The 12,734-nt window shown below is 72.2% G+C and carries 9 protein-coding genes; 3 read left to right on the plus strand and 6 right to left on the minus strand.

All coding sequences use genetic code 11. From position 1 onward, the window contains the following. The first annotated feature begins 9 nt into the window (after window positions 1–9). The gene (locus VGB24_RS04880) at window positions 10–1,857 is read left to right on the plus strand and encodes an ice-binding family protein (protein WP_331071837.1); all 1,848 of its coding nucleotides are present in this window, start codon (window positions 10–12) and stop codon (window positions 1,855–1,857) included. On the opposite strand, the gene VGB24_RS04885 is transcribed toward VGB24_RS04880, so the two are convergent. The 3 genes from VGB24_RS04885 to VGB24_RS04895 form a co-directional block, all read right to left on the minus strand. Next, window positions 1,829–3,541, minus strand: a complete 1,713-nt coding sequence (locus VGB24_RS04885; RefSeq protein WP_331071838.1) for an ammonia-forming cytochrome c nitrite reductase subunit c552 — start codon at window positions 3,539–3,541, stop codon at window positions 1,829–1,831. The two genes, VGB24_RS04880 and VGB24_RS04885, sit on opposite strands and share 29 nt — an antisense overlap. A 42-nt stretch (window positions 3,542–3,583) precedes the next feature. Next, window positions 3,584–4,054, minus strand: a complete 471-nt coding sequence (gene nrfH / locus VGB24_RS04890) for a cytochrome c nitrite reductase small subunit (RefSeq protein ID WP_331071839.1) — start codon at window positions 4,052–4,054, stop codon at window positions 3,584–3,586. A 97-nt stretch (window positions 4,055–4,151) separates the two neighbouring features. After that, window positions 4,152–6,686 carry a GNAT family N-acetyltransferase gene (locus VGB24_RS04895; RefSeq protein WP_331071840.1) on the minus strand — a complete coding sequence of 845 codons (2,535 nt, stop codon included), beginning with the start codon at window positions 6,684–6,686 and terminating at the stop codon, window positions 4,152–4,154. A gap of 169 nt (window positions 6,687–6,855) precedes the next feature. Between VGB24_RS04895 and VGB24_RS04900 the strand changes: the two genes are divergently transcribed. Then, window positions 6,856–7,332 (plus strand): pyridoxamine 5'-phosphate oxidase family protein, encoded by a 477-nt coding sequence (locus tag VGB24_RS04900; RefSeq protein ID WP_331071841.1) that lies wholly within the window; start codon window positions 6,856–6,858, stop codon window positions 7,330–7,332. A 47-nt stretch (window positions 7,333–7,379) separates the two neighbouring features. Here the strand turns inward: VGB24_RS04900 and VGB24_RS04905 are convergent, their stop codons facing one another. Continuing rightward, complete coding sequence (locus tag VGB24_RS04905; protein ID WP_331071842.1) at window positions 7,380–8,522, minus strand: universal stress protein; 1,143 nt, start codon at window positions 8,520–8,522, stop codon at window positions 7,380–7,382. Here VGB24_RS04905 and VGB24_RS04910 point away from each other — a divergent pair. Continuing rightward, entirely contained in the window at window positions 8,515–10,032 is a 1,518-nt protein-coding gene (locus VGB24_RS04910) for a DASS family sodium-coupled anion symporter (RefSeq protein ID WP_331071843.1), read from the plus strand. The genes VGB24_RS04905 and VGB24_RS04910 overlap by 8 nt on opposite strands. Before the next feature lie 38 nt (window positions 10,033–10,070). Here VGB24_RS04910 and VGB24_RS04915 read toward each other — a convergent pair whose 3' ends face one another. Together VGB24_RS04915 and VGB24_RS04920 are read right to left on the minus strand one after the other, a co-directional pair. Next, complete coding sequence (locus VGB24_RS04915) at window positions 10,071–10,937, minus strand: universal stress protein (protein ID WP_331071844.1); 867 nt, start codon at window positions 10,935–10,937, stop codon at window positions 10,071–10,073. A gap of 105 nt (window positions 10,938–11,042) precedes the next feature. Continuing rightward, window positions 11,043–12,686, minus strand: coding sequence for an ATP-binding protein (locus tag VGB24_RS04920; RefSeq protein WP_331071845.1), 1,644 nt, complete (start codon window positions 12,684–12,686; stop codon window positions 11,043–11,045). Between the last annotated feature and the right edge of the window lie 48 nt (window positions 12,687–12,734).

Consider the following 12,734-nt stretch of genomic DNA (forward strand, 5'->3'; position numbering starts at 1 on the left):
AACATCTTCATGAAAAGCCGCACCGGGCCAGCACGGGCCCGGCGCGGAGGGATCGGCCGGGCACTCCTGGCGCTGGCGTTCGCCGGGCTGGCCACGGCGGCGTGCGGCGACTCCACGGGTACGCAGAACCTGGCCTCGCTCACCGTTTCGCCGCCCACCGCGACCGTCGCGGTGAACGGCACGGTGCAGCTCTCCGTGGCCGGCACGCGCGTCGGCTTCTCCGAGACGCGCATCGAGGGCGAGACCTGGACCGTCGCCGGCGGCGGCACGGTCAACGACGAGGGGCTGTTCACCGCCGGCGCCACGCCGGGCACCAGCACGGTGACGGTCTCCTGCGGCGGCCTGACGAGCACCGCGACGATCACGGTGACCGCCGGCCCGCTGGCGACCATCACCGTTACGCCCAACCCCGCGACGCTGGCGATCGGCGCCCAGCAGCAGTTCACCGCGGTGGGCAGGGACGCGGGCGGCAACGTCGTCGCCATCACCCCCGTCTGGTCCACGACCAACCCGCCGGGCACCATCGTCGCCGGCACGGGGCTCTTCACCGCGGGGAGCACGGTCGGCACCTTCGCCAACAGCGTACGGGCCACGTCGGGCTCCATCTTCGGCACGGCCACGGTCGTCGTGACCCCCGGGCCGCTGGCCCTGATCACGGTTTCGCCCAACCCGGACACGCTGGCCATCGCCACGCAGCAGCAGTTCACGGCGGTGGGCACCGACGCCGCGGGCAACGTGGTGGCCATCACACCGGTCTGGTCCACCACCAACCCGCCGGGCACCATCGGCGCCAGCACGGGGCTCTTCACCGCGGGCAACGTCCCGGGCACCTTCGTCAACAGCGTCAGGGCCACCTCGGGCGCGCTCTTCGGCACGGCGACGGTCATCGTGACCACCGGGCCGCTGGCCAGCATCACCGTCACGCCCAACCCGGTAACGCTGGCAACCGGTGAGCAGCAGACGTTCACGGCCGTGGGCAGGGACGCGGGCCTCAACGTGGTCGCCATCAACCCCACGTGGTCCGTCACCAACGGCGGCGGCACCATCCCGGCAGGCACCAGGGGGCAGACCGCGCTCTTCACGGCGGGGAACACGGCCGGCACCTTCACCAACACGGTGCGGGCCACCGAGGGCTCCATGTTCGGTACGGCGACGGTCACCGTGACCACGCCGCCGCCGCCCCCGCCCCCGCCGCCACCACCGCCGCCGCCTCCGCCGCCGCCGCCTCCCCCGCCGCCGCCGCCGCCGCCGCCCCCCCCACCCCCGCCGCCGGTCGTCGGCTTCCGGGTGCTCGCGAACGTGGCCGTGGCCTGCACCAACGGCAGCATCAGCGGCGACGTGGGCACCTTCCAGGCGAGCCCCACCGGCTCGTTCACGCCGGTCAACTGCCCGGTCACGGGGGGCACGGCCCAGGTGGGAACCGCGGCTTCCGTCCAGGCCTACAACAACTTCGTCGCCGCGTACAACCAGCGGGAGACCGTGCCCTGCGGCACGGTGCTGACGGGCTCGCTGGCCGGGGTCACCCTGGCCCCCGGCGTGTACTGCTTCTCGAACGCGGCGTCCCTGACCGGTACGCTGACGCTCAACGGACCCTCCGACGGCACCTGGCTGATCAAGGTGGGCACCAGCGGAGTGGGCGCGTTGACGGCCACCAACTTCTCGGTGGTGATGGCCGGGGGCGCTTCGGCCTGCAACGTGACGTGGTGGGTGGAGGACGCCGCCACGACGACGGACACCAGCATGCGCGGAGCCATCCTGGCGGGCGGGGACCTCACCTCCACCCGCGGCACCCTGAACGGGAACGCCTGGTCGCAGGGCGACGTGACCATCACGGGCACGACGCTCTCCGGCTGCTAGCCGTGATGAGGCGGGAAGGGGACGCGCACCGCGGCTGAGCCGTGGCGCACGTCCGACGAGCGGGAGCCGGCGACGGCTCCCGCTCGTCGTCTATGCCATCGAAAGCCAGTGGACCTGGAGCAGGCAGGCGGCTTGCCCGGCGTGGAGGGCGGGGGCGTGCGGCCCCGCCCCTCCCGTCAGCGCCGGCTGCCCGCCCCCGAATTCTCGCCGCCCCGGCCGGTGCGGACGGCTGCGGGCGCGGGGTAACCAGCTGCGGCGCGGCGAGGGGGCGGTTCGTGGTGGTGGGTCGCTCGCCCCGCAGCATCGCCTGGCCGATGCGCACGTGGTTCAGCGCCAGCGCCAGCGTCCGGGCGGCCTCCTGGTCCGCATGGAACCCCATGGAGTTCTCCGCCTCCACGAAGTCGATCAGGAACTGCGCGCGGCGCTGGTACACCCGGGCCGAGTCCAGCCGCGCCGCGGGGGTGCCGGCGCGCGCGGCGCCGATGGCGCGCGTAAGGTCCAGCACCGCGTCCAGGGCGATGTTGCGCATCTGGTAGGTGCGGTCCTGGATGATGTGCACCCGCTCCCGCAGCTCGTCCTCGCTGGTGCGGTGGCAGGTCTGGCAGGAGCGCGCGATGTTCAGCAGCGGGCTGCGCACGTGGTGGTCGCTGATCTTCATGGCGCCCACCCGCTCGTACGGCATGTGGCAGTCGGCGCATGCCACGCCGGCGCGCGCGTGGATGCCCTGGCTGAACATCTCGAACTCGGGGTGCTGCGCCTTGAGCACGGGGGCGCCGCTCACCGGGTGCGTCCAGTCCTTGTGCCCCGTGCTGTCGTAGTAGGCCAGGATCTGGTCGGACCGCAGGCCGTTGGCCCAGGGATAGGTCAGCCGCTTTTCCGGGCCCTTGAAGTAGTATTCCACGTGGCACTGGCCGCACACGTACGTCCGCATCTCCTGGCGGGTGGCGTCGCGGTTCACGTCGTAGCCGTGGGCGCCCTGGCTGGCCCGGAGCGCCCGCATCCCCTCGATGAACCCGGGCCGCGTGATCCGCAGCTGCATGGTCTCCGGGTCGTGGCAGTCGATGCACGACACGGGGTGCCGCACCTGCTTGCGTGCCTCCGCGTAGGGCATCTGGTTCATCCGCTCGAACCCGGCGATCAGGTCGCCGTTCCCGGCGCGCAGGTACGGAACGTAGACGGAGCCGTGGCAGTGAAGGCAGGTGCCGGGCTGCCGGGCCACCTGCTGGCGCCCGGTGAACTCCTGGTCCGCGAGCATGTACGCGTGCCCGCGCTCTTCGCGGAAGTCGTGCGAGAACGCGTACCCCGCCCAGAACTCGCGCAGGCGCGGATCCTCCTCCAGCCGGCTCTGCGCCACCGTCGAGCGCGGATCGCCGGCGGTGGGGTCGCGGGGCAGGGCCTCGCTGCCGCCGTAGCGGGTGCGGCTCTGGTCTACCGTGCGGCGGTAGGCGTCGTAGTGAAGGGGAAAGTTTTGCCCCCACACGGCCGGGTCGGTGATGGTGTCGTTCAGCTCCACCACGCGGTAGAACGGGTTCCGCGCCTCGGCCTTGCGCTCGAAGATGTTGGTGAGCAGCGACGCCACGCCCAGCGTGGCCACTGCCGCGCCGCCCACGATGGCGAGCAGCCACCACCGGCTGCGCCGGCGCGGGGGCTCGTGAACCGGCTCGGAATCGGGGGAGATCGCCATCGTCCGTGTCCGCGTCGTACGAGGATGAGGTGCGGCCCGCGTTCAGCGGACCAGGTGGCCCACGTCGTCGTGGCACCGCGCGCAGCGCATTGCACCCCCGGCGTCGCCCTCGCGTGCTCCCACGCCGTGCTCGATGGCGTCGGTGACCTCGGTGTGGCAGTAGCGGCAGGCGTGCTCGGTGACGCGGCGGTTGCTTTCGGTGATGCGCAGCGGGTCGGGGTAGCGGCCCGTGGTGAAGTAGAACGAGTGCCAGAAGCCGTTCTTTGCCTTGACGGTGTACTTGCCCACCAGGTCATGGGGGGTGTGGCAGTCGTTGCAGGTGGCCACGGCCCTGTGGCTGCTCTTCTGCCATGCCGAGTAGTGCTCGGACATGATGTGGCAGTTGGCGCAGGCGGAGGGGTCGTTGGTCAGGTACGAGGCGCCCTTGGCGTACACGAACGTGAACGCGCCCAGCCCCATCGCCGTCCCGGCGAGCACCGCCGCCGCCAGCCCGATCATCTGGCCCCTGGTCATGGCCTGGAGTGCGGGGTTCCGTCGCGCCCCGGAGGGGAGCGGCGCGCTGCTGGACGGCGGATGCAATCGGGATACCGGCGTCTTCACACGAGGGCGCTCACCGCTGGCCGAGCAGGGGCGACGGGCGCGGCGGCGCGACCCGGACGCGCGCATCCACGACCGCCGCTTCGGCGGGATGGACGATGATGGGGTTGAGATCGAGCTCCACCACCTGGGGAAGGTCGTCGACGAGTGCCGCCACGCGGAGCACGGCGTCCACGAGTGCGCCGACGTCGCAGGGCGGGGCGCCCCGGTAGCCGGTGAGCAGCGGGTACGTTTTGAGCTCACGTACCATCTCCTCCGCGTCCGCGCGCGAGAGGGGGGTCAGGCGGACGGAAACGTCCTTCAGGAGCTCCATCACCACTCCCCCCGCGCCGCAGGCGACCACGGGTCCGAACCGCGGGTCGTGCACCACCCCCACGATCATCTCTACCCCCTCCGGCGCCATTGGCTGGACCTCGTCGCCGGTCGCCGGGGCCAGGCACGACAGGCCGTAGCACCGGAGCAGCTGTGCGGCCTCCTCGGGAGAGAGCCATTCGGCGCCGCGGCTCACCGCGCCCGCCACGATCGCGAGTGCCTCCTTGCGGCGCACGCCCTCCAGGTGGGGCGCGTCGGAAGCGGGTTCCGCCAGCCACTCGCCGTAGCGTGCCACCTTCGCGAGCGAGCGGGCGGCGTCCTCCGGCTGGGCGTACACGGGTGGATGCCTCTCCCCGGAACGAGGGATCATCGGCTGGGGCGCCGGCTGCATCACGACGGCAAGCACCGGGATCCTGCCGGCCAGCTGGTGCGCGCCGGCGGAGACTTCCCCGAGGGTGTCCTCCGCCGGCGCGGAATGCGTCGGCGCCAGGATCACGATCAGGGCATCGACGCCAGGATCCCGCCCGGCGATCTCGATGGCGCGGCGGTAGAGGATGGGCGTCGCGGCCGCGCCGAGGTCGACCGGGTTGGCGGGGTCGCCGTGCGCCGGGAGAACCGGGCGCAGGGCTTCCAGGGTGGAGCCGGCCAGCCGCGGGATCTCCAGTCCCTCGCCCTGGCAGGCGTCTGCGCACAGGATGGCGGGTCCCCCCGCGTTGGTGATGAGGGCGACGCGCCGGCCCCGGGGTGCCGGCTGTGTCGCGAGGAGCGACGCGATGTCGAACATCTCGCGCAGCGTGTCGGCCCGAATGACGCCCGCGTGGCGGAAGAGCGCATCGACGGTCAGGTCCGACGCGCCCAGCAACGCGCCGGTATGGGAGCCGGCGGCATGGGCGCCCGCCGGCGACCGGCCGCTCTTCACGGCCACGATCGGCTTGCCGCGCGCCACCTGGCGGGCGATGCGGGAGAACTTCCGCGGATTGCCGAACGATTCCAGGTACAGCAGGATCACGTCCGTGCCCGCGTCCTGCGCCCAGTAGCGAACCAGGTCGTTGCCCGAGATGTCGGCCTTGTTTCCGACGGATACCAGGGTGGAGACGCCGAGCCCGCGCGCGCTCGCGTAGCCCATGATGGCCTGCCCCAGCGCCCCGCTCTGCGACATGAACGCGATCCGCCCCGCGACGGGAAGCACGGGCGCGATGGTGGCGTTCAGCTGCACCGCGGGATCGGAGTTGACGATCCCCATGCAATTCGGCCCGATGAGCCGCATTCCGCCCATCCGGCACACCTGGAGCAGCGCATCCTGCCGGCTCCGCCCCAGGGCACCGGACTCGGCGAACCCCGCGCTCACCACCACCAGCGCGCGAACCCCTTTCCGGGCGCACGCCTCCGCGGCTTCGACCACCGCTTCGGCCGGAACCGCGATCACCGCCAGGTCCACCGGGCCGGGGATCTCCTCGACGCCCGGATAGGCGGGGATGCCCTGAACGACCGGCGCGTCTGGATGGACGGGAAAGACCGGGCCCGCGAACGGGTAGGCCAGGAGGTTGTGCAGCAGCGCGCCGCCCACCGACTCTCGCCGGCGCGAGGCCCCGATCACGGCCACCGAGCGGGGCTCGAAGAAGGGGCGCATGGCGTTCACCGCCGCGGTCCACTCCCGCTCGTCGAACCGCCGCAGGGTTTCTCCCGTCACCTCGATGGGAAAGTCCACCCTGGCGTCGTCGCCATCCAAGGTGATCGTCACCGGAAAGCCCGATTCCTGGAACGCGTGGAGCATGCGCCGGTTGTGCGCGAGCACGTCGGCGGTAAAGCTTCGTACGCCGTGGCCGGCGGCGATCTGGGCAAGCTGGCCGAGCAGGATGGTCCCCAGCCCCTGTCCCTGGTGCTCGTCGGCGATCACCAGCGCGACCTCGGCGACCTCGCTGTGCACGCCCGTGAGGCCCACGAACATCGCATGGCCGATGATGCGGCCGGCACCGCCCACCGTCGCGACGAGTCCCAAAGCACCGTCCGCGGATCCGACCAGGCGTTCCGCCTCGCGCGGAAGCGCTTGCTCGCCGACCGCGCCGCAGAAGCGTAGCGCCCGCGAGCCGGGCGAAAGCGCGCGGAGGAACTCGGCGACGCGCGGCGCATCGCCGGCATCCGTCACCCGCACGCGGGCGGTGGAGCCGTCCCGCAGGACGACGTCGCACGGCACGTGGGCAGGCGGCGGGTTCTCTTCATCCGGCAGCGGAATCATCTGGACAACTCGTTGAGGTATGGAAGCTGTCCCCCACACCGCGGATGGCCGTGGCGTTGGATGTGCCGGGTGAGCACGCAGGGTCGAAGCCGAAGGCCAGTGGGGATGGCCGGTCAGCGAAATCCCCGTTGCCGCGCCGCGCGCGGGTCCGCCACGTCCACAGGGGTAAATGATGAGCTCCACGCCGAAGCCGCACATCCGAAGCCTGAGCCGCGAGGAGTGCGAGAGCATCCTCGCGCGCAACCACGTGGGGCGCCTGGCGTACTCGTGGAACGAGCACCTCGACATCGAGCCGCTCCACTACGTCTTCGACGGCGAGTGGCTGTACGGGCGCACGTCGCACGGGGCCAAGCTCACGGCGACCGGGGAGCTGTGGCGGCCCGTGGCGTTCGAGGTGGACGAGGTGGAGGGAATCTTCAGCTGGCGCAGCGTGGTCGTGCACGGCGGCTTGTACACGGTGACGGACGACGGCCCGGAGTGGCGCCAGGAGGCGTGGCGCACCGGGGTGGAGCTGCTCCGGTCGCTGATCCCGGAATCCTTTACCTCCGACGATCCCATGCCCGCGCGGTCCGTGATGTTCCGCATCGCCGCGCAGGACCTTACCGGGCGCGAGGCGACTCCCGCCGGTGGGGGCTCGCCGGTCTAGGCCCGCACCGCTCCCGGGCCCTCCCCCTCGACGGAAGTTTTCGGCGGTTACTTCGGTCGGGGGGGTACGAGGAGGACGTTGCATGGCGCGCGCCGGGTCACCTCGGCGCTCACGCTCCCGAGCAGCGCACGCCCCACCAAACCGCGATTCCGAGTGGAGAGTACCAGCAGGTCGGTGGCTTCCACCTCGGCGAACAGCAGGATCGACTGCACGACGTCGGTGCCGCGGAGGGCGAGACTGGCGGTCAACCGCCCCTCCTCGTCCCCCCGGGAGAGCGCGCCGCGAAGGGCCTCGTCCAGAACCGGTGGAGAGCCGCTGCGCGGGTCGTTCGTAACGTGGAGGACCGAAAGCTTCGGTGCACCCCCCGCTCCCTCCGCGCCTGCGAAGAGGAGGGCCCAGTGGATGGCGGCGTCGAGCACGGGCTCCAGGTCGTGCGCGGGATCCACCGCCACGACCACGTGGCTCGACGGCACGGCGAGCGGCGCGCGGACCACCAGGCAGGGAACTCCCGCGCCGCCGAGCACCCGCTCGGCCGTGCTGCCGAGGAGACGAGCGGGGCCTGCCCGGCGAACGTGCGGCCCCAGCACGATCAGGCCGGCGCCGGCCCGGTCGGCCCACTCCATGATGGCGCGCTCGGGGGGAAACCCCCCGACGTGGTGCTCCGCCGCTACCTCGGCGGGAACGTCACGGCCGATCAGTGCGTCCAGGAGGCGTTCCGCCTCGCGGACCTGCTCCTCGTGCGGCTCATTGCCCCCCCCGGCGGGCACGTCGATGGCGTGGACCACGTGAAGGGAGGCGGCCGACCGCGCCGCCACTTCGCCCGCTGCCCGGACGACCTCGTCCGAGCCGTCGGAGAGGTCGGTCGCGACCACGATGGACCGGAACGACGCTCGTCCGGCATCCGGACCCTGGTGTGTGCTCAGCATGTCCTGGTTCTCTCCTTGTGCGTTGGGCGTTGCGTCCAGCACGTTGCGGGCCTGCCCGGGGTCGAGGATGCCGGCCGGCCAGGCTGCGCGGGTGATGGGGAGGATCCTCTGGCGGCACCCGGCCGGGTGCTCCATCATCCCCGCCCGGCAGAGGCAATCATGGCCCGGCTTCTCCAGCCCCGCGCATGCGTACGCGGCCTGGAATGAGCCGGAGCACGGAACGGCCTGAACCCCCAGCCCCTCCTCCACCAACGACGTGCGCAACGAGATCGAAGCGGGACCGGACCCCGCGGAGCCGCCGGATGCCCGGACGGGCGGGGCACCCGGTGCCGTGGTGAACGAGCCGGCGCCGGCATCGACGCGGGTGCAGCGGATCGGCCTCCTGCTGGGTCCGGCGGCGTTCGCCGTCCTCGTGATGCTACCCGCCCCGCAGGGCCTGGACGCGCCCGGGTGGCGAGTGGCGGCCGTCGCCGCGTGGATGGGCGTGTGGTGGGTGACGGAGGCGCTCCCGCTCGCGATGACGGCGCTCCTCCCGCTCCTCCTCTTTCCCCTGGTGGGCGCGCGCGCCGTGGACGAGGCGGCGGCTCCGTACGCCGACCCGGTGGTGTTCCTGTTCCTCGCCGGCTTCATGCTCGCGGCCTCCATGCAGCGATGGGGGCTGCACCGGCGCATCGCGCTCGTGCTGGTGCGCGCCACGGGCACCCGTCCCACGGGGCTGGTGGCGGGGTTCATGATCGCCACGGCGTTCATCAGCATGTGGGTGAACAACACCGCCACGGTGCTGATGGTGCTTCCGATCGCGCTGTCGGTGATCGAGCTGGTGAAGCAGTGCGCCGCCGACGAGCCGAACTTTCCCCCGGCGGTGCTGCTGGGCGTCGTCTACGCCGCGGCCATCGGCGGGCTCGGCACGCTGATCGGAACACCGCCCAACGCGCTCCTGGCCGGATTTCTCGCCAAGACGTACGAGGTGGAGATCGGGTTCCTGCAGTGGATGCAGGTGGGCGTTCCCCTGGTGCTGGTCCTTCTCCCGCTCACCTGGCTTCTCCTCACCCGCGTGGTGCTTCCCCTGGGCCGCGCCGAGGTCGAGGGCGGCCGCGAGCTGATCGCCCGCGAAATCGCTTCGCTCGGGCCGGTTTCGCGGGCTGAATGGACGGTCGCGATCGTCTTTCTCCTCACCGACGCGTTGTGGATCGCGCGGCCGGCGCTCGGCCGCTGGGTGCCCGGGCTTTCCGACGCCGGGATCGCGGTGGCCGGCGCGGTGGTCCTCTTCGCCCTCCCCGCCGGGCGGGGTACGCGCGTGCTCGACTGGGACACCGTGGCGCGGCTTCCCTGGGACGTGCTCATTTTGTTCGGGGGAGGGCTGAGCCTGGCGGCGGGAATCGCCGGGACGGGGCTGGCCGGCTGGATCGGCGACGCCCTGTCCGGGGTGGGCGGGTGGCCGCCGCTGGCGGTGGCGGTTGCCGTGGCGGCCTTCCTGGTGGCGCTAAGCGAGGTGGCCAGCAACACGGCCGCCGCGGTCACCTTCCTGCCGGTGATCGCCGCCCTCGCCGTGGGCATCGGCGAGGGACCCGTGCTGCTGACGACGGTGGCGACGCTGGCGGCGAGCGGCGGCTTCATCCTTCCCGTGGCGTCGCCCCCCAACGCCATCGCCTACGGCACCGGCCACGTGACCACGGCCCAGATGGCCCGCGGCGGGGCGTGGATGGACGGGGTGTTCGCGTTCGTCGTCCCGCTGCTCGCGTACGCCCTCGTCGGCTGGTTCTTCCTTCCCTGAGGCGCGCCGAAGCCACGGCGTTCGACGGGGGGAAACGCTCACGCGGGGGGAATCACCAGGACGCTGCAGGGCGCATCGCGCACGATGGCCTCGGCCACGCTGCCCAGGAGCGCTCTCGCGGCACCGGTACGCCCGTGGCTTCCCACGACGACCAGTTCCGCGGCCCACTCCGCGGCCTCGGCGACCGCTTCGCGGGCGGGAGCGCCGGTCCGGATGGTCGACTCTACCTGGACTCCCTCGGGGAGCTCCGCGAGGAACGCGTCCAGGCGCTCCCGCGCCGCGCCCGCCAGACGGTCGTGGAGACCTGGAATGGGGAGGTCCAGCTCCAGTCCCACCACCAGGAGAACGCGAGCCTCCACCGCCTCCTTCGTGCAGAGGGCGCGGATCACCGCGAGTCCCCCTTCCACCATCCCCAGCGCCGCCGGCGAGGCCACGTCCACGCAGAAGAGCACGCGCGGACAGGCGGCGAGCTGGCCGTGCAGCACCAGGACCGGCGTTCGTGCGCCGTGGAGCACCCGCTGCGCCGTGGTGCCCAGGAGCGCCGCCCCCACGCGCCCGCGCCGCGTGGGGCCCACGACGAGGAGGCAGTCCCCGCCGCAGGTGGCTTCATGGAGAACGGCCGACGCTTGGCCGGGCTGGGCCCGGCAGTGGACCTCGCACTCACCCGCCAGGCCGCCGAGCTGTCCTTCCAGCCGCGCCTGCAGCCCCTCGGCGTAGTGCTTCAGCGGGTCGCCCGGGATCGTGGAAAAGCGGAGATAGGTATCCACGAACGGGTCCGACACGTCGAAGGCATGCACCACCTCCAGCGGGAGCCCGGCGCGCGTGGCCAGCGCGCCGGCGTCCGGAAGCACCGCGTCGGGCTCGTGAACGCCCCCGACCCCGACCACAAGTTTTCGAATGCTCATGAATCAGCCCGTGGTGTATGGCGAAGCGGTTGAACGAGATCGGAGTTACTAACCAGTTGGTCAATGCAAGAGCCGTGCGTGGCCGCGCAGGGGGGCGCAGAGCGATCACTCCGCCGCCGCTCCCCGATAGCTCTGCACGCTGAGCCCTTCCGCGTGCGTGACCGCTTCGGCGAGCACGCCGATCGCCGTCTCCAGCTCCGCCTCGCCGCAGGGATGCACCCGCCGCCGCACCGCCGCCGCGAGCTCCTCGCGCAGCACCTGGAACTCCCTCCTGATCTCCTCCTCCGTCCACCCCAGCCGCGCACGCTGCAGCCCGTGGCGCTCCGAGATCACGCGCTGGATCACGGTTTCCTCGCGGCGCGTCCCGGGCTGGGGCGCCAGATGCGTGGTGCCCATGGTCTGCGCCAGGTCGGAAAGGAAGCTCGCCAGGTGGTCCTCCAGCTCCGCCTCCGAAAGGCGGCGCGCGTGGGGTGTGCCCGGATCGCTCCGCAGGCGCGCGACGTACACGTGGAGGATGCGCTCCAGCTCGGAAAGAACGGCGGCCCGGATGGCCGTGAAGACGCCCCCTCCGTCGTCGTCCCCCGCGCAGGGCCCCGAATCGGCCTCCTCGTTCGCCGCGGCGGGAAGCCAGAGAAAGAAGGCCGATCCGACCCCCGGCTCGCTCCGCACGGTGAGGTCTCCACCCATCAGCCGCGCCAGGCGCCGGCTGATGTCCAGGCCCAGCCCCGCGCCCCCGAATCGCCGTGTGAAGCCCGTCTCCGCCTGCACGAAGGGCTCGAAGATGGCCTCCAGCCGCCCCGGTGGAATTCCCCGGCCCGTGTCCTCTACCCGGATGTAGATCCAGGGCCCGGGACCCTCCAGCCGGGTGTACGCCGGGGCATCGGCCGCCGCCTCGGCGCCGATGGTGATGCGCCCGCCCCGCTCGGTGAACTTGGCGGCGTTGTTCAGCAGGTTGAGCAGGATCTGCCGAACCCGCTCGCCGTCGCCCCAGCACTGCAGGTCCGAGGCGAACCCCGACATCGCGCTCACCAGCTCCACGCCCTGGGCACTGGCCTGCGGCTCTACGAGGACCATCGCCCGCGACACCACCGGCCCCAGCCGCAGCCGTGCGCGGGCGGCGGCCATGCGGCCCGACTCGATGCGGGCCAGGTCCAGCACGTCGTCGACCATTCCCATCAGGTGCTGGCTGCTCGCCCGGATCTTGGCGATCTGCTCGTGATGCGCCCGCGTGAGGGGGCCGCCCAGCTCCATGGCGAGGAGATCGGCGTAGCCCATCACCGCGTTGAGGGGGGTGCGGATCTCGTGGCTCATGGTGGCGATGAAGTGGCTCTTCACCCGGGCCGCTTCCTCCGCCGCTTCGAGCGCGGCCTTGCGGGCGGCCTCCGTGGCGCGCCGCGCGGTCAGGTCGCGCGTGAGCTTCGCGAACCCCAGCAGCGTACCGTCGGTGTCCCTCAGTGCGGTGAGCGTGACTCCGGCCCAGAAGGTCGAGCCATCCCTGCGGACGCGGCTTCCCTCGCCCCTGTACTCCCCGGTCTGGGCCGCGAGCAGCAGGTGATCCTCGGCCCCGCCATCGTCCGAGCCGCCGTCCGGGTACAGCAGGCGCAGGTGGGCGCCCTCGGCATCGGCTTTCGTCCACCCCTTGAGCAGCCGGGCGCCTTCGCCCCAGAAGGTGATGAAGCCGTCCGGGTCCATCAGGAAGATGCCGTAGTCCCGCACGTTCTCGGCGAGTGCCGAAAAGGCCTGGTGCACGACTCCCATCCCCGTCGTGTCGCCGGCCGGAACGCTGGAGGGGGCGGC

Origin of the sequence: Longimicrobium sp., assembly GCF_036399935.1 — a bacterium.
Taxonomy (GTDB): domain Bacteria; phylum Gemmatimonadota; class Gemmatimonadetes; order Longimicrobiales; family Longimicrobiaceae; genus Longimicrobium.